This window comes from Micromonospora sp. NPDC047738 (assembly GCF_040642675.1).
Taxonomy (GTDB): Bacteria; Actinomycetota; Actinomycetes; order Mycobacteriales; family Micromonosporaceae; genus Micromonospora.
Genome location: NZ_JBEYSO010000008.1, coordinates 161596 through 177319 on the forward strand (window position 1 = coordinate 161596; position 15724 = coordinate 177319).

The 15724-nt window shown below is 71.5% G+C and carries 16 protein-coding genes, 4 tRNA genes and 1 pseudogene; 3 read left to right on the plus strand and 18 right to left on the minus strand.

Annotated elements, in window-relative coordinates:
• Positions 1–3: 3 nt before the first annotated feature.
• The 12 genes from rplA to ABZ783_RS15815 form a co-directional block, all read right to left on the minus strand.
• Positions 4–720: a 50S ribosomal protein L1 gene (gene rplA, locus ABZ783_RS15760; protein WP_073837336.1), complete on the minus strand. Its 717-nt coding sequence runs from the start codon at positions 718–720 to the stop codon at positions 4–6.
• Positions 721–803: 83 nt separating this feature from the next.
• Complete coding sequence (gene rplK / locus ABZ783_RS15765) at positions 804–1235, minus strand: 50S ribosomal protein L11 (RefSeq protein ID WP_073837335.1); 432 nt, start codon at positions 1233–1235, stop codon at positions 804–806.
• 184 nt (positions 1236–1419) lie between these two features.
• A complete protein-coding gene (gene nusG / locus ABZ783_RS15770) occupies positions 1420–2136 on the minus strand; it encodes a transcription termination/antitermination protein NusG (RefSeq protein ID WP_073837334.1) in 717 nt (238 codons plus the stop codon).
• A 35-nt stretch (positions 2137–2171) separates the two neighbouring features.
• Entirely contained in the window at positions 2172–2573 is a 402-nt protein-coding gene (gene secE, locus ABZ783_RS15775) for a preprotein translocase subunit SecE (protein WP_357438220.1), read from the minus strand.
• Between the two features lie 215 nt (positions 2574–2788).
• A tRNA-Trp gene (locus ABZ783_RS15780) sits at positions 2789–2861 on the minus strand.
• 125 nt (positions 2862–2986) lie between these two features.
• Positions 2987–3379, minus strand: coding sequence for a MaoC family dehydratase (locus ABZ783_RS15785; protein ID WP_357438222.1), 393 nt, complete (start codon positions 3377–3379; stop codon positions 2987–2989).
• A 3-nt stretch (positions 3380–3382) separates the two neighbouring features.
• Positions 3383–3829, minus strand: coding sequence for a MaoC family dehydratase N-terminal domain-containing protein (locus ABZ783_RS15790; RefSeq protein ID WP_357438225.1), 447 nt, complete (start codon positions 3827–3829; stop codon positions 3383–3385).
• Positions 3830–3956: 127 nt separating this feature from the next.
• The gene (gene rpmG / locus ABZ783_RS15795; RefSeq protein WP_013288652.1) at positions 3957–4124 is read right to left on the minus strand and encodes a 50S ribosomal protein L33; all 168 of its coding nucleotides are present in this window, start codon (positions 4122–4124) and stop codon (positions 3957–3959) included.
• Between the two features lie 130 nt (positions 4125–4254).
• Positions 4255–4327: transfer RNA gene (locus tag ABZ783_RS15800), tRNA-Met, on the minus strand.
• 25 nt (positions 4328–4352) lie between these two features.
• Positions 4353–4425 (minus strand) — tRNA-Thr (locus ABZ783_RS15805).
• 96 nt (positions 4426–4521) lie between these two features.
• The gene (locus ABZ783_RS15810; protein WP_357438228.1) at positions 4522–7050 is read right to left on the minus strand and encodes a bifunctional diguanylate cyclase/phosphodiesterase; all 2529 of its coding nucleotides are present in this window, start codon (positions 7048–7050) and stop codon (positions 4522–4524) included.
• A 62-nt stretch (positions 7051–7112) separates the two neighbouring features.
• On the minus strand, positions 7113–7271 hold the full coding sequence (locus ABZ783_RS15815; protein WP_357438230.1) for a hypothetical protein: 159 nt from the start codon (positions 7269–7271) through the stop codon (positions 7113–7115).
• A gap of 407 nt (positions 7272–7678) precedes the next feature.
• Between ABZ783_RS15815 and ABZ783_RS15820 the strand changes: the two genes are divergently transcribed.
• Complete coding sequence (locus ABZ783_RS15820) at positions 7679–8239, plus strand: DUF3592 domain-containing protein (protein ID WP_357438233.1); 561 nt, start codon at positions 7679–7681, stop codon at positions 8237–8239.
• 116 nt (positions 8240–8355) lie between these two features.
• Here the strand turns inward: ABZ783_RS15820 and ABZ783_RS15825 are convergent, their stop codons facing one another.
• A complete protein-coding gene (locus ABZ783_RS15825) occupies positions 8356–9009 on the minus strand; it encodes a class I SAM-dependent methyltransferase (protein ID WP_357438235.1) in 654 nt (217 codons plus the stop codon).
• A gap of 189 nt (positions 9010–9198) precedes the next feature.
• Positions 9199–9282 (minus strand) — tRNA-Tyr (locus ABZ783_RS15830).
• Positions 9283–9431: 149 nt separating this feature from the next.
• On the opposite strand from ABZ783_RS15830, the gene ABZ783_RS15835 reads away from it, so the two are divergent.
• Both ABZ783_RS15835 and ABZ783_RS15840 read left to right on the plus strand, forming a co-directional pair.
• Complete coding sequence (locus tag ABZ783_RS15835) at positions 9432–9926, plus strand: YajQ family cyclic di-GMP-binding protein (RefSeq protein WP_357438236.1); 495 nt, start codon at positions 9432–9434, stop codon at positions 9924–9926.
• A 160-nt stretch (positions 9927–10086) separates the two neighbouring features.
• Positions 10087–10185, plus strand: a pseudogene (locus ABZ783_RS15840) (DUF1275 domain-containing protein); the annotation flags it as partial.
• Positions 10186–10237: 52 nt separating this feature from the next.
• Here the strand turns inward: ABZ783_RS15840 and ABZ783_RS15845 are convergent.
• The 4 genes from ABZ783_RS15845 to ABZ783_RS15860 all read right to left on the minus strand — a co-directional run bounded on the left by ABZ783_RS15845 (position 10238) and on the right by ABZ783_RS15860 (position 15718).
• On the minus strand, positions 10238–11500 hold the full coding sequence (locus ABZ783_RS15845; RefSeq protein ID WP_357438238.1) for an MFS transporter: 1263 nt from the start codon (positions 11498–11500) through the stop codon (positions 10238–10240).
• Between the two features lie 163 nt (positions 11501–11663).
• Complete coding sequence (gene htpX / locus ABZ783_RS15850; protein ID WP_357438241.1) at positions 11664–12542, minus strand: zinc metalloprotease HtpX; 879 nt, start codon at positions 12540–12542, stop codon at positions 11664–11666.
• Positions 12543–12693: 151 nt separating this feature from the next.
• Entirely contained in the window at positions 12694–14157 is a 1464-nt protein-coding gene (locus ABZ783_RS15855) for a proton-conducting transporter membrane subunit (protein WP_357438243.1), read from the minus strand.
• Positions 14158–14212: 55 nt separating this feature from the next.
• Positions 14213–15718: an NADH-quinone oxidoreductase subunit M gene (locus tag ABZ783_RS15860; RefSeq protein ID WP_357438246.1), complete on the minus strand. Its 1506-nt coding sequence runs from the start codon at positions 15716–15718 to the stop codon at positions 14213–14215.
• Positions 15719–15724 lie beyond the last annotated feature (6 nt).

Consider the following 15724-nt stretch of genomic DNA (forward strand, 5'->3'; position numbering starts at 1 on the left):
TGCTCAGGCCTCGGCCGGAGCCTCGGTCAGGTTCTTCACCGCGTTCGGGTCGACCGGGACGCCCGGGCCCATGGTGGTGGTGAGGGTGACCTTCTTCAGGTACTTGCCCTTGGCCGCGGACGGCTTCGACCGCAGCACCTCGTCCAGCACCGCCGCGTAGTTGTCGATCAGCTGAGACTCGGTGAACGAGGCCTTGCCGATGATCAGGTGCAGGTTGGAGTGCTTGTCCACCCGGAAGGTGATCTTACCGCCCTTGATGTCCGAGACGGCCTTGGCGACGTCCATGGTCACCGTGCCGGTCTTCGGGTTCGGCATCAGGCCGCGCGGGCCCAGGATCCGCGCGATCCGGCCGATCTTGGCCATCTGGTCCGGGGTGGCGATCGCCGCGTCGAAGTCCAGCCAACCGCCCTGGATACGGGCGACCAGCTCGTCGGTGCCCACCTCGTCCGCGCCCGCGGCGGCGGCCTCCTCGGCCTTCGCGCCGGCGGCGAAGACGATCACGCGGGCGGTCTTACCGGTGCCGTGGGGCAGGTTGACCGTGCCGCGGACCATCTGGTCCGCCTTGCGGGGGTCGACGCCGAGGCGCATCGCGACCTCGACCGTGGCGTCGAACTTGACGGAGGTGGACTCCTTGGCCAGCTTGACGGCCTCGGCGGGAGAGTAGAGCTTCGACCGGTCGATGACCTCGGCGGCCTTGCGGTAGCTCTTGCTGCGCTGCATTTCTCGTAACTCCTGTGGTCTATGGCGGGCCGCGGCGTCCGCAGGCCCTCCCACGAACTGATCGGGTGGGGCGGTGACCGAGGTCAGTCGGTGACGTTCAGGCCCATCGACCGGGCGGTGCCGGCGATGATCTTCTCAGCCTGGTCGAGGTCGTTGGCGTTGAGGTCCGCCATCTTCTTCTCCGCGATCTCCCGCACCTGGGCGCGGGTCACGCTGCCGACCTTCTCCTTGTGCGGGACGCCCGAGCCCTTGGGCACGCCGGCAGCCTTGATCAGCAGCCGGGCGGCGGGCGGGGTCTTCAGCACGAAGGTGAAGGTCCGGTCCTCGTAGACGCTGATCTCGGCGGGGACGATGTCGCCCCGCTGCGACTCGGTCTGCGCGTTGTAGGACTTGCAGAACTCCATGATGTTCACGCCGTGCTGGCCGAGCGCGGGGCCGACCGGCGGCGCCGGGGTGGCCTGGCCCGCCGGCAGCTGAAGCGTGAACGTCTTGACGAGCTTCTTCTTCGGAGGCATGTCTCTTCCTGGGGCTTGGAACTGGGATTCTCGCCGGCCGCGGGCGCGCACGGTCAGCACGGTGCGACAACGGCGACGTTCTAGGGTAGCGCAGACGTCCGTCGCCCCTCCGCCGAGGTGCGGCGGGGCGGCGAAACGACGCACCGGCGGCAGGCCCAGGGGCCCCCGCCGGTGCCGACGTACGTCAGATCTTGGCGACCTGGTTGAAGTTGAGCTCGACCGGAGTCTCCCGGCCGAAGATCGACACCAGCACCTTGAGCTTCTGCTGGTCGGCGTTGATCTCGCTGATCGTCGCCGGCAGCGAAGCGAAGGCGCCGTCGGTGACGGTGACCGAGTCACCGACCTCGAAGTCGAGGACCTTGACCTCGGGCTTGGCCTTCTTCTGCTCGGTCTCGACCGCCGGGGCCAGCCACTTCAGCACCTCGTCGAGGCTCAGCGGCGCCGGCCGGTCGGCCCGGTCGGTCGCGCCGACGAAGCCGGTCACACCCGGAGTGTTCCGGACGCAGGAGTAGGACTCCGCGGTCAGCTCCATCCGGACCAGGATGTAGCCCGGGAAGACCTTCGCCTGGACCTGGGACCGCTTGCCGTTCTTGACCTCGACCTCTTCCCGGGTCGGCACCTCGACCTGGTAGATGTAGTCCTCCATGTCGAGGGACGTGATCCGGGTCTCGAGGTTGGTCTTGACCTTGTTCTCGTAGCCGGCGTACGAGTGCACCACGTACCAGTCGCCGGGGGCGTAGCGCAGCTTCTGGCGCAGCTCGGCGACCGGGTCGAACTCCTGCTCCGGCTCGGTGGTCGGGAATTCCGGCGCGCTGGCGGCCTCGACCGACTCATCGTTGGCCGCCGTCGCCACCGGAGACTGCTCGTCCCGGGTCTCGGCGGTCTCGTCGTACTCAGGCACGCTCGCTCACTTCCGTCTGTCTCGCTGGTAGCCGGTCAGCTGGGGTTGCCGAAGACCCACAGCACCGCCTTCGCGAAGCCGTAGTCCAGGCCGGCCACGATCGCCAGCATCACCGCGACGAAGGTGACCACCACAGCCGTGTAGGTCAGCAGCTCCTTGCGGGTCGGCCAGATGACCTTACGCAGCTCGGCCACGACCTCGCGGAAGAACCGCGCGATGCGGGCGAAGAGCCCGATCCGCTCGGTGTCCTTCCGGGTCTTCCGGCCCTCGGTCGACTCGGCGCGGGCCCGCTTGCGGGTGGCGGTGCCGCCCCTGGAGACCGGCTCGTCCGCGTCGGTGGCGTCGTCCTCGGCCTCGCCGTCGGCCTCGTCGACGACCGCGTCGTCACGCAGACGCTCGTCGTCGGCGTCCTCGCCGCGCCGCTTGTTCTCGGCCACTTCGCCCTCCGTGCGGGATGTCGGGTCGCACGCCGATGGGCGTGCGCGGCGTGTGGTCACGCCGGCCGGACCAACCGTCCCGCGACGGGCCGCGGCCGGCGGACCGACCGGGAGGGCCCCGAATGCCTCGGAACCAACCCCGCCGATGCCACCACCACGGGCCGGACGCCGCCCTGCGGACGGCGCGACCCACGGGAACGGTCAGGCCTGAGGCGCAGGGGTGACAGGACTTGAACCTGCAGCCTGCGGTTTTGGAGACCGCTGCTCTGCCAATTGAGCTACACCCCTGTGCGGCAACTCACCCCACCCGGACACGCAGTGCCGGGCAGGGGTCACTGCCCCACGGCGGACCAGTGTACGGGTAGTCGTGCGACTTTCCCAACCGGTCTGCCCCTCGCGCGTCGACAGACCCCTCAGCGGGGCGTCCGGACGGTCGCCCGAGCCTGCGACAGGACCTTCTCCCCCAGGCACGTCGCGGTGACTTCGAGCCTGGTCAGGCCGTCCTCGGTGACCTCCTTGACGACCGCGCTGACCTCGATCTCGGTGCCCTCGTCGGTGTCCGGCACGACCACCGGCCGGGTGAACCGGACGCCGAAGTCGACCACCGCGTCCGGCGCGCCGGCCCAGGTGGTGACCGCCCGGCCGACCAGCGCCATGGTGAACATGCCGTGGGCGATCACGCCGGGCAGGCCCACCTTGGTGGCGGTCCGGTCGCTCCAGTGGATCGGGTTGAAGTCGCCCGAGGCGCCCGCGTAGCGGACCAGGTCCGCACGGGTCACCCGGAACGTCTGGGTGGGCAGCTCCACGGTTCAGGCCTCCCCGCGTACGACGATCTTGGACCAGGCGGCGACCACCGGCTCGCCGTCGGCGGTGCTCACGTCGGTACGGGTGGTCAGGAAGCCGTGCCCGCCCCGGTTGGTGATCTCCTCGATGGTGTTCACGCAGACCAGCTCGTCGCCGGCCACCACCGGCCGGGTGTACGCGAACCGCTGGTCCCCGTGCACGACCCGGCTGTAGTCGACGCCCAGCGCCGGGTCCTCGATGATCTGCCGGCTGGCGGCCATGGTCACGAGCACCGGGAAGGTCGGCGGCGCCACCACGTCGGGGTGGCCGAGCGCCCGGGCGGCCTCGGGGTCGTGGTACGCCGGGTCGGTGGCACCGATGGCGGTGGCGAACTCGCGGATCTTTTCTCGGCCCACCTGATAGGGGGCGGTCGGCGGGTAGGTCCGGCCGACGAAGGACGGGTCCAGAGACATGTCGCGAACCTACACGGAAAGCACGAACGCCGATCCGCGCGGGCTGGCGGCTCGGGGCCGCCGTCCGTCCGTGCGGATCGGCGTTTCGGAGATGCTGCGGGACCGGGCCGGCGGAGCCGGCCGTGGGTCAGCGGGTCTCGCGGTGGACCGTGTGCTTGCCGTCCCGGGGGCAGAACTTCTTCAGCTCGATGCGGTCCGGGTCGTTACGACGGTTCTTGCGCGTGATGTAGTTGCGCTCCTTGCACTCCACACACGCCAAAGTGATCTTCGGCCGGACATCGGTCGCCTTCGCCACGGCGGAGTGCCTTCCTCGCTAACGGGTAACAACTACGGCGCATGAGCCTACGCGTTGACGGCGCAGACATGCAAAGTGGGCGCCTGTGGCGCCCATCCCACCGACCACCGGGTGACCCGGAGGACGAGAGTAGCGGTGGCCGGACTTGAACCGGCGACACAGCGATTATGAGCCGCTTGCTCTGCCATCTGAGCTACACCGCCGTGGCGGGTCCAGCCGGACCCTTTGAGCCCCCTTACGGAATCGAACCGTAGACCTTCTCCTTACCATGGAGACGCTCTGCCGACTGAGCTAAGGGGGCCTACCCGAGCACCCCGTGGGGTGCCGCGCAGGGGAAACAGTACACGACCTCGCCCGCGAGGTGAAATCGGATCCCCCGTTGCCGCGTTTCCACAGCTCAGGGCACCGCTCGCAGGCGCGGCAGGTCACCGACGGAGATCGTCTCGGGCTCGACCTGGGCACCGAACCAGGCCTCCAGCCGCTCGTACGGCAGGGGCCGGCTGAACAGGAAGCCCTGGCCGATCTCGCAGCCGATGTCCTGGAGCAGCTCCAGGGTCAGCTCGCTCTCCACCCCCTCGGCCACCACGGCCAGGCCGAACTGCTGGGAGAGCGTCACCACGGCGTTCACGATCGCCAGGTCACCCGGATCGGTCGCCATCCCCTGCACGAAGGAACGGTCGACCTTCACCTCGTGCACCGGCAGCCGGCGCAGTTGGGCCAGGGACGAGTTGCCGGTGCCGAAGTCGTCCACCGAGAGCCGGACGCCGAGATCACGTAGCCGCCGCAGGGTGGGTATCGGACGTTCCGTGCCGTCCAGCACCCCGGCCTCGGTGATCTCCAGGGTGAGTCGCTGCGGCGGCACGCCGTACTCGTCCAGCAGCTCGCGTACCAGGGTGGGGAAATGCTGGTCGGTGAGGGTACGGGCGGCGAGGTTGACCGACACGGCGAGCGCCCGCTCGCCGTGGCTCCAGTCCCGGCTGCGGCGCAGGCTCTCCCGGAGCACGAACTCGGTGAGCCGGCCCAGCTGGCCGGTGTGCTCGGCCACCGCCACGAAGTCGTCCGGCGCCACCGTGCCGTGCGCCGGGTGCTCCCAGCGGGCCAGGCACTCCACCCCGACCAGGCGCCGGTCCCGCAGCGTCACCTTGGGCTGGAAATAGACCTCCAGCGCACCGGCGTCCAGTGCGCGACGCAGGTCGCTGGCGAGACCGAGCCGGCGCAACGACCGGGACTCCAGCGCCGGGCTGTAGAGCTGCACGCTGCCTGGCACGGACTTCGCCGCCGTCGCCGCCAGGTCCACCCGCTGGAGCAGGGTCACCGCGTCGCTGCCGTGGTCCGGGTGCACGGCCACCCCGACCGCGGTGTCCACGTCCAGGGTGAGCGCGTCGAAGACCATCTCGTCGCGGATCTGCTCCCGCAACTGCCCGGCCAGCTCCAACGCCGCCTCGGCGCTCTCCAGCCGCAGGGTCACCAGGAACTCGTCGCCGCCGGCGCGACCGACCAGGGCCGACGAGGGCGCGCAGGCGCGCAGCCGCTCGGCGACCTCGACGAGGACCTTGTCGCCGGCCGCGTGGCCGAGCGACTCGTTGACCTGGCGCAGCCGGTCGACGTCGAACAGCAGCAGCGCCACCACCTCGCCCGGTGCGGCGATCTTGACCGCCTCGGCCACCGCCGCGGTGACCCGGCGCCGGTTGGCGAGCTTGGTCAGCGCGTCGTGGTTGGCGTCGTGCCGCAGCCGGTCGACCAGGCGGGAGTTTTCCAGGGCGACCGCGGCGTGCGCGGCGACCGTCTCGAAGACCGGTATGTCGCTCTGGGTGAAGTGGCCCACGTCGCTCAGCCGGTTGACGACCTCAAGCGTGCCGATGACCGCCTGACCAGAACGCAGTGGCACCACGATGACGTCCTTGACGTTGGCGTCACTTGCCGCCCGGCGGGCCTCTTGCTCCGCACCGAAGGCACGGCCGACCGCCACCGTGCGGCCTTCCGTCGCGGCCCGCTCCCGCAGCACCGCGGGCGTGTAGACCACGTCGAGCAGACCCTGGTCGTCGACCCGGGCGGTGAGCAGCAACTCGGGATGCCGACCCTGCGCGGGCAACCAGAGCGTGGCGTACTCGGCCTGCATCAGTGCTCGCACCCGGCCGAGGAGGGCGTCCGCAAGCGTGCCGTCCTGACCGCGCTCGGCGGTGGCCCGGGTCAGGTCGTACATCTGGGCGAGGGTGCGGTGCTGCCGGAAGAACCGCGCGTAGGACCGGTATACCAGGACCAGCGCCGCCGCCAGCGCCGCCTGCAACAGCACCGACCACCACGTGGTTCTGACCGCGATCAGGATCATCAGACCCATCGAGGTGTTGATCGCGGCGGTGAGCAACGGGGCCGGGGCGCTGCGGAGCGCGTCTCGCCCGGCCTGCCACCCCTGGAGAAGGGTGTGCACACCGGCGACGGCGGCGAAGCTGACGACGATGACCGAGGCGACGGCGGTGAACAGGATCATCCACGTGCCAGGCCCCACCCCCCGCATGGGCGGTAGGGCCTGGAGGACGAGCACGGCCAGGGAGGTGCCGGCGGCCGCCTTGGCCACGTTGAACCAGAACTTTGCCGGCGGCAGGCGATGCCGCGTCTGGGTGACCATCGACGCGACGGTGTAGATCACCACAACCGTCAGGGGCGGCAGCAGGAAGAGCGCCACGACGAGTGGGATCTCGGTCAGCGTCATGCCGAACGACTGGCGCCGGACCACGAAGTTGAGCACCGGAATGCCAACTGCGATCATGATCGCCAGCAATGCGGCAGCCAGCCCCCACTCGCCGGAAGGCTCGTCTGAAACCAACCCGGTGATCGTGGCGCAGACGACGGCGAACAGAGCCAGCGGTCCGGTGATGAGCCAGGCGTGATCGATGGATCTCCGTCGCGACCGTTCACGGCCAGCCATGGCGCTCCCTACGGGCTTCGGGCTGCTCAGGCTCCTTGCCCGTCAGATGTTTCCCGTGTCAGTCAGTAACCACCGTCGGTGGGGGCGACGGTCCAGATGATGTCCGCATTCGCGCGGTCGCCAGCGGTGTCGCTGTAGTGCCCGAAGCTGAACCCGATGGCCGCGGCGGCGGCGATCGCGAGGACCGAGCCAAGCAGTCGGCCCAACCGTTGACCAGACATGATTACTCCTGTCGGGGGGGCGTCACAGGGGTTAGGGTTCCACGATCGTGCCACAGGGCTCGCACATAGGAAAGCGCCGGCAGCCGGGCGGGCCCGTGCGGTGGACTCCTTCCACCGTTCGGCCCACGCCCTGCGGCACACCCGGCCAGATCAGGGCGGCCCCGGACCGGTGAAACGCTTCGCTCACTGTGGATTCCGACCTAAACCGCAAATCGATCATCGGCCCCCGGGGTCATCGTCCGTAGCCTCCCCCGGCAGGTCGGCAGCCCCTTCCCCCTGGCGCCACCCCGGACCGCCGGCCATAGGTCACCATACATGCGTGGAGTCGAAATCCAGACCCCTGACGTCATCTTTCCGTCACCCCGCTCGACCCGGCGAGAGTTGCGCCGGCAGGCCACGATGATCGGGTGATCGCGCAACGCCCCTCGTCGGTGTGGCCGGCCCTCGGCGCCGTCCTGCTGGTCGTGGCCGGCGGCGCGCTGCTCTGGCTGCCGTTCCACACCCAGCACGCGCTCGACGACTGGGAGAAGGAACTGCGGGGCAGCGGCACACCGGCAAACGCAAAGGTCTACGACCGGGTCACCAAGTCCGGCGGCAACCGGACGAGCGCATCAACCACCATGTACTTCCGATACGAGCTGGCCGGCCGGACGTACGAACAGGAGGTCGGCTGCGTCGAGGTGTGCTGGTCGCCCGGCGACGAGGTGAGGATCTGGGTGAATCCCGATGATCCGGGAGACTTCGTCACCGACTTCGACCAACTCAGCGGACACCGGGGCCGCATTCAGGGCGGGCTGGGCGTGGTCGGGTTCGGGATCCTGGTCGTGGCGGTGCCGCTGCTGCTCTCCCGCCTCCCGTTCGACCACTGGTTCCCGCGGCGTACGCCGCCACGCCGGTCCAGTGCCCGGATCGGGGGCAGTGGCAGGTTCACCAGCCGTTCCAAGCACAAGCGGAGCAGCCGACGCTGACCGGCCCCGGCACGGGTGGCGCCACGGCCTCGGCAGGTCACCGACCCGACGAAGGCCCTTGACCTGCGTTTCCGCAGGAGTGCTTCCGGCCCGGATGCCCGTCCCGTCTGCCAACCTCAGGCGCGGCGGAACTCCGCGCGCCAACGGATCCCACCGTCGGGGGCGACGATCTCCTCGACCCGGGCCGGGGTCAGCGGGCCGGCCGCGAAGGCGTCGACCTCGGCCCGGGCCAGCGGCCAGGGCGGGCCCTCGACGACCTCGTCGTTCCGCCGGCCGGCCGCGATCACCAGCAGCGTCCCGCCCGGCGCGACCAGCCGGCCGACCGCCGGGATCGCCCGCTTCCGCAGCTCGACCGGCAGTGCCTGCACGTTCATGCTCTCCAGCACGAAATCGAACCCGCCCAGCCAGTCGTGCGGCGGGTCGAGCAGGTCGGCGGTCTCGTACCGGACCGGGGAGTCCGGGTGGCGGCGGCGGGCTTCCCGTACCGCCGTGGGAGAGATGTCGAAGGCGACGGTGGCGAAGCCGAGGCGGGCCAGATGTTCGGCGTCGCGGCCGAAGCCGCACCCGACGACCACGGCGCGCCGACCAGATCCGTCCGGCCGGGTCCGGTCGGTCCACTCGCTGAGCAGGGAATGCGCCCGGTCGAGGTCCCACGGGACGACCGCCTCGCCCCGCTCGGCGTCGGCGTAGAGCCGCTCGAACCAGCCGGCCGGATCGCCCTCGGTGGTGGCCGCAGAAGACAACCGGTCGGTCAGCTCGTTGTCGTGCACGGACGCCTCCTCGCCTCCGGGAAGACCTGGACCCGTGGCTCCGAGTCGGCGCGAAGGGCCTGTTGGTCGCCCCACCCCAGCCTCCGTACGTGCCCGACGGATGACCAAGGGCGACAACGATCATCACGGGTAGGAGACGACGAAGGCCCCCAACCGACGTTTCCGTAGGTTGAGGGCCTTGCCGATCCCTGGTGGCGGGTAGAGGATTCGAACCTCTGTAGCTTTCGCGACGGATTTACAGTCCGCTCCCATTGGCCGCTCGGGCAACCCGCCAGGGCGTTACCACCACGCTATCGCGCGGCAGCGGTAGCAAGGATAGCGGTTGCCCCCCGGGCCGCCGCAACCGGGTACCGTCAGGGGGTCCCACCGCTGGTCAGCGGGGGACGGAACAGGACAGACCGCCGGACAGCAGGAGCATGAGCATGGCAGCGAACCCGTCCTTCGACATCGTGAGCAAGGTCGACCGGCAGGAGGTCGACAACGCCCTCCGCCAGGCGGAGAAGGAGCTCGCGACGCGGTTCGACTTCCGCGGCACCGGCGCGGAGGTCTCCTGGTCGGGGGAGGAGGCGATCAGCCTCCAGGCGGAGACCGAGGAGCGGGTCCGGGCCGCCCTGGACGTCTTCAAGGAGAAGCTGGTCAAGCGGAACATCTCGCTCAAGTCGCTGGACGCCGGCGATCCGCGTTCCTCAGGCAAGGTCTTCAAGATCGACGCCAAGGTGATCCAGGGCATCGACTCGGACAAGGCCAAGGCGATCAGCAAGAAGATCCGGGAGGACGGCCCGAAGGGCGTCCAGGCGCAGATCCAGGGCGACCAACTGCGGGTCACCGGCAAGAAGAAGGACGACCTCCAGGCCGTCATCGCGCTGCTCAAGGGCGAGGACTTCGGGGTCGCCCTTCAGTTCACCAACTACCGCTGAGCATCCCGGCCGGCCCCGCTCCGGGGCCGGCCGGCCCGCCGTACACCGCCGCGCCCGAATCGGCGGCCGCCAGCGGCACCAGATCCCGGATGTCGCGCCGTCCGACCCGCCGGAATGCCGCAACCTGTCCAATATCAGGCGAGCAATAGCGGAGCGGATCCGCTCAGCGGGTGAAGATCAGCAGCAGGATCACCGTCACGATCGCGCTGATCAGGATCGAGCCGACGCAGCCGATCCGGTTCGAGAAGAAGACGAACATGCCAGCGCTGTACCCGCCTGGCGCCGCTTCGATCCCCGCGAGGGTCGACCGCTCAGGCGGCGACCGCCGCGTGCTCGGCGCGTACGGCCGTGGCCTCGGCGCGGGCGATGGGGCCGGCGGGCAGTGCGGCGACGGCGGCCCCGACGGCGACGGCTGCCCCGGCGAACAGGAAGGCCCAGGGCACGCCGCCGGCGTGGTCGACGATCAGCCCGGCCACCGATCCCCCGGCCGCGCTCGCCGCCACCGACATGGTGACCACCCAGGTGTACGCCTCGTTCAGCATGCCGGCCGGGGCGATCCGGCCGACCAGGGTGTTCTCCAGGGTCAGCGCCGGGGCGATGGTGGCCCCGCCGAGCACCAGCGCGATGCCGAGCGCCAGCGGGGCCGGCATCACCGCGTACACGGCGAAGCTGGCCGCCACCGCGCCGAGCAGCCAGGCGAACTGGCGGGTCATGTTGACTGCCGGTCGGCGTACCCCGAACCAGAAACCCCCGACCGCGCTGCCGATGCCCCAGACGGCGAGCAGCACCCCGGCCAGGCTCTCCGGGTCGTCGGCGGTGGCCTGCCCGGCGAAGGCCGGGACGATCACGCCGGCGGCGCCGAAGGCGATGCCCAGGCTGGCGACGCAGAGCAGCAGGGCCGGGAAGCCACCGACCCGCAGCGGGCCGAGGCCCTTCGCCTGGTGCTCCTGCGGGTGCGGACGCCAGCCGCGCATCACCCGGCCGAGTGCGACGGCGGTGGTGCCGACCAGGGTGACCACGGCGGACCCGACCAGCGCGGCGGCGGCGTCGGCGGCCAGCACGAAGCCGGCCACCAGCAGCGGGCCGAGCACGAAGACGATCTCGAAGAGTGAGGTCTCCGCGGCGAGCGCGGTGTTGCGCAGGTGGGCCCGGCCGGTGGCGGGGGCGGTGAGGTCGTTCCAGGCGCCCCGGATGGCAGCGGTCAGCGGCGGGTAGGTGGCCCCCGCAGTGCCGGCGGCCAGGTAGATCAGGGCGAGGTTGCCTGCCCCGGACCGGCTGGCCGCGAGCAGGCCGAAGAGGGCGAGCGGGTGGGCGACCGCGGTGGCCAGCAGCACCGGCGTGGGGCCGACCCGGTCGGCGATCCGCCCGGCGATCGGGCTGAGCGCGGCGCCGGCGAGCGCGTAGATGCCGCCGGCGACCGCGGCGAGGGAGTAACGGTGGGTCACCGCCTCGACCACGAGCAGCAGCGCGAGCGGGGTCATGCCGATCCCGAGGCGGCCGATGATGCCGAGGATCAGCAGCATCGGTGCACCGGGGACCCGCCAGACGCCCAGGTACTGGCGCAGTGCGGCCAAGGAGGCACCTCCGGGGGGAGACAGGTAATGAGCGGAAGCCCCTTTGACCCTAACGCCGCGACTCGCGGTGGGGATGGTCGGTTCGCTCACATCGCCCGGCAGGGCGGGGCCGAAGACGGCTCCGCCCGCGTCCCGGCGGGGACGCGGGCGGAGACGAGCGCGGTCAGCGCTGGAACTGCACCGGCCCGGCGCTGCGGGCCATCTGCTCCAGGCGGGCCACCCGCTGCTCCATCGGCGGGTGGGTGGCGAACATGGCGGCGATGCCGCCACCCCGCTTGAACGGGTTGTCGATCATCAGGTGGGCGGTGCTGGTGAGCTGGCCCTGCGGCGGCAGCGGGCGCATCTGCGTACCCATGTGGATCTTGCGCAGGGCGCTGGCCAGGGCCAGCGGGTCCCGGCTCAGCTCCGCGCCGGACTGGTCGGCCTGGTACTCGCGGCTCCGGCTGATCGCCAACTGGATCAGGGTGGCCGCGATCGGGCCGAGGATCAGGGTGAGCAGCAGCACCGCCGGGTTCGGGCCGTCCTCGTCGTCGGAGGAGCCCAGCGGGATGAACCAGGCGATGTTGGCCAGCATGGTGATGATGCCGGCCAGACCGGCCGCCACGCTGGAGATCAGGATGTCCCGGTTGTAGACGTGGGACAGCTCGTGCCCGATCACGCCGCGCAGCTCGCGGTAATCGAGGATCTCGACGATCCCCTGGGTCACGCAGACCGCCGCGTTCTGCGGGTTACGCCCGGTCGCGAAGGCGTTGGGCTGGGCGGTGGGGCTGACGTACAGGCGGGGCATCGGCTGGCCCGCCTGGGTGGACAGCTCACGGACCATCCGGTACAGCTCGGGGAACTGTGCCTCGCTGACCGGTTGCGCCCCCATCGAGCGCAGTGCGAGCTTGTCCGAGTAGAAGTAGGTCACGCCGTTCATCAGCAACGAGACGACGACGGCGATGACGAGGCCACCGCTCCCGCCGAACCAATAGCCGACCGCGAGGATCAGCGAGGTCAACAGGCCGAGCAGTGCTGCGGTCTTGAGACGGTTGTGATGCACGATCGCTCCTTCGGTGCGCGGATCCACGCGGGGCCCGCTGACCGGTTCAACACCACCGGTACCCGTCAACCATCCCGCCCATTACTGAAAGTTGGCTGAGGATTCCTGTGCGACGGCTGTGCCGGCTGGGCACCGAGGGACAAACCGCCGCTCAGCGGGCGGCCAGGTCCAGCACGAGCTGCGGCGCGAAGCCCACCATCACGGCGAGGGCGGTGGCCACCCCGAGGGCCGCGACCACCGTCCGGGCCGGCCGGGCGGTGGCCGCGCCGGGTGCCGCGTAGAGGGTGGCCACCAGGCGCAGGTAGTAGGCCAGGCCGAGCACCGCGTTCACCGCCACCACCAGAGCCAGCCAACCGGCGTGCCCGGCCAGCAGGGCCCGGACCACGGTCACCTTGGCGAACAGGCCGGCCAGCCCCGGCGGCAGCCCGGCCAGCCCGACCAGCGCGAGCGCGAACGCCCCGCCCACCCACGGGTGGCGGCGAGCCAACCCGCGCAGGTCGGCGAGGGTGCCGCCGTCGCCGTCCGCCGGCCGCAGCGCGACCACCGCCGCGAAGGCGGCCAGCTCCAGCAGCACGAAGAAGACGAGATAGGCGACGGCCGCCGCGTACGCCGCGGTGCGGGCGTCGGCGGTGCGGCCGGCGGCCAGCGCCAACGCGCCCAGCGGGGCGAGGACGTAGCCGGCCTGGGCCACCGAGGACCAGGCGAGCAGCCGGACCGTGCGCCGCTGGCGCAGCGCCACCAGGTTGCCCACGGTCATGGTGAGCACGGCGAGCAGGGCGAGCACCGGCCCGGTGACGGTGGCCGGCAGGGCGCGCTGCACCACCGCGAGCAGGGCCACCACCCCGCCCAGCTTCGACGCCGTCGACAGGTACGCGGCGACCGGCAGCGGCGCGCCGTCGTAGGTGGCCGGGGCCCAGGCGTGGAACGGCACCGCGGCGACCTTGAACGCCAACCCGACCACCACCAGCGCCACGGCCACCGTGGTGAGCGGCAGATCGCGGACCTCGGCGCTGGCGGTGAGGGTGGCGCCGAGCCGGTCCAGGTGCAGGCTGCCGGTCACCGCGTAGAGCAGCGCCGCGCCGAGCAGGGTCAGGGCGGTCGCCACCACGCTGACCACGAAGAAGGTGACCGCCGCCTCGGCACCGGCCAAGCTGCCCCGGCGCAGCCCGACCAGGACGTAGAGCGGCAGAGTGAGCGTCTCCAGCGCCACCACCAGGGTGATCAGGTCGCCGGCCGCGCCGAGCAGCACGCCGCCGGTCATCGCGCAGGCGAGCAGGAAGCAGTATTCCCCCACCGGAATCCGGCCGGCCCGCAGCAGCGGACCCGACAACGCCAGCACGCCGAGGGTGAGCAGGGCGACGACCGCCGCGACCAGGGCCGCCCGCCCGCCGAACACGTACGAGCAGTCAGGGCCGACGCAGAAGGTGCGCCGCTCGTCCCCCGTACCGACCAGGGCCGCGCCGAGCGCGGTGGCCGCCGCGCCGGTGGCGGCGACGGCCACGGTGACGGCGGCCCGCGCCACCAGCAGGTCGGCCAGGAGCACGAGTACGGCGGTGCCGGCGGCCAGGTACGCCGGCAGCAGCGCCACGTGATCCACGCTCTGCACCAGACTCATCCGGGCTCACCTTCGTTCGCGACTGCGGGGCTCCGCTCCGCCGCACTCCCCGCGCTCAATCGAAGACCGCCAGCAGGGCGTTGACCGGGCCGGTGGCGTAGGACAGCACGAGGGCCGGGGCCAGGCCGACGGCGAGGGCGAGCAGCACCAGCGGTGCCCAGGCGGTCAGCTCCGCCCCGGCCAGCCCCGGCGCGAGCCGCCCCACCGCCGGACTGGGCCGCCCGTGGCTGACCCGGCGCAGCAGCCGCAGGAAGTACGCGGCGGTCAGCGCCCCGCCGAGCGCGGCCAGCACCGCGAGCGTGGTCCAGAGCCCGCCACCGCGCCGGACCGCGGCGATCACGGCGAACGCCTCGCCCCAGAATCCGGCCAGTCCGGGCAGCCCCAGCGAGGCGACCGCCGCGAAGCCGAGCAGCCCGGCCAGCCGGGGCGCCGTCTCGCGCAGCCCGGACAGGTCCGCGAGCGACCCGGTGTGGGTACGGTCCTTGATCGCCCCGGCCAGGAAGAAGAGCAGCCCGGTGATCACGCCGTGCGCGATGTTGCCGATCAGCGCGGCCTGCAGGCCGGTGGCGGTGAGCGTGGCCACCCCGAGCAGCACGAAGCCCATGTGCCCCACGCTGGAGTACGCGATCAGCCGCTTCAACTCGTCCTGCGCGAGGCAGACCAGGGACCCGACGAGGATCGCCGCCACGGCGAGCACCCCGAGCACCGGGGCGGCCCAACGGGCGCCCTCCGGGGCCACCCCGACCGCCACCCGGATCAGGCCGTACGTGCCCATCTTGAGCAGCACCCCGGCGAGGATCACGCTGCCGACGGTGGGCGCCTGGGTGTGCGCATCGGGCAGCCAGGAGTGCAGCGGCCAGAGCGGGCTCTTCACCGCGAACGCCAGTGCCAGCAGAGTGAACGCGGCGAGCTGGGTGCCCCGGGAGAGCCCGGACCCGCCGGTCAGCGCCACCAGGTCGGCGGTGCCCGCGGCGGCGACCACCACGTAGACGCCGACCAGCAGCAGCACCGAACCGAAGAGGGTGTAGAGGACGAACTTGCGGGCCGCCCGCCGCCGGTCCTCGCCACCCCAACCGGCGATGATCGCGTACATCGGGAGGAGGACGACCTCGAAGAAGAGGAAGAAGAGCACCAGGTCGAGGGCGAGGAAGGTGCCCAGGATGCCCACCTCGACCACCAGCAGCAGCGCGACCAGGGCCCGGCCGCTGCCACCGCCCTCGGGCACCCGCCACAGCGTGTAGCCGCAGCAGAGCAGGGTGAGCAGCGCGGTCAGCACCACCAGCGGCCAGGAGATCCCGTCCACCCCGAGGTGGAAGCGCAGGTCCAGGCCGGGCACCCAGGGCAGGTCGAGCTGATGCCAGGGCTGCACCGCGGGCGACGGCCCGTAGCCGAACCAGCCGTGGTCCCCACCGAGGAGCGGCAGCGCGGCGAGCAGGGTCAGCGCCGCGGCGGCGGTGCCGACCAGGCGCCCGGCCCGGTCGCCGGGGGTGGCGGCCGCCGCGACCGCGCCCAGCGCGGGCAGCGCGAGGACCGCGACCAGCAGGAACTCTCCGAAACTCATGCCGGC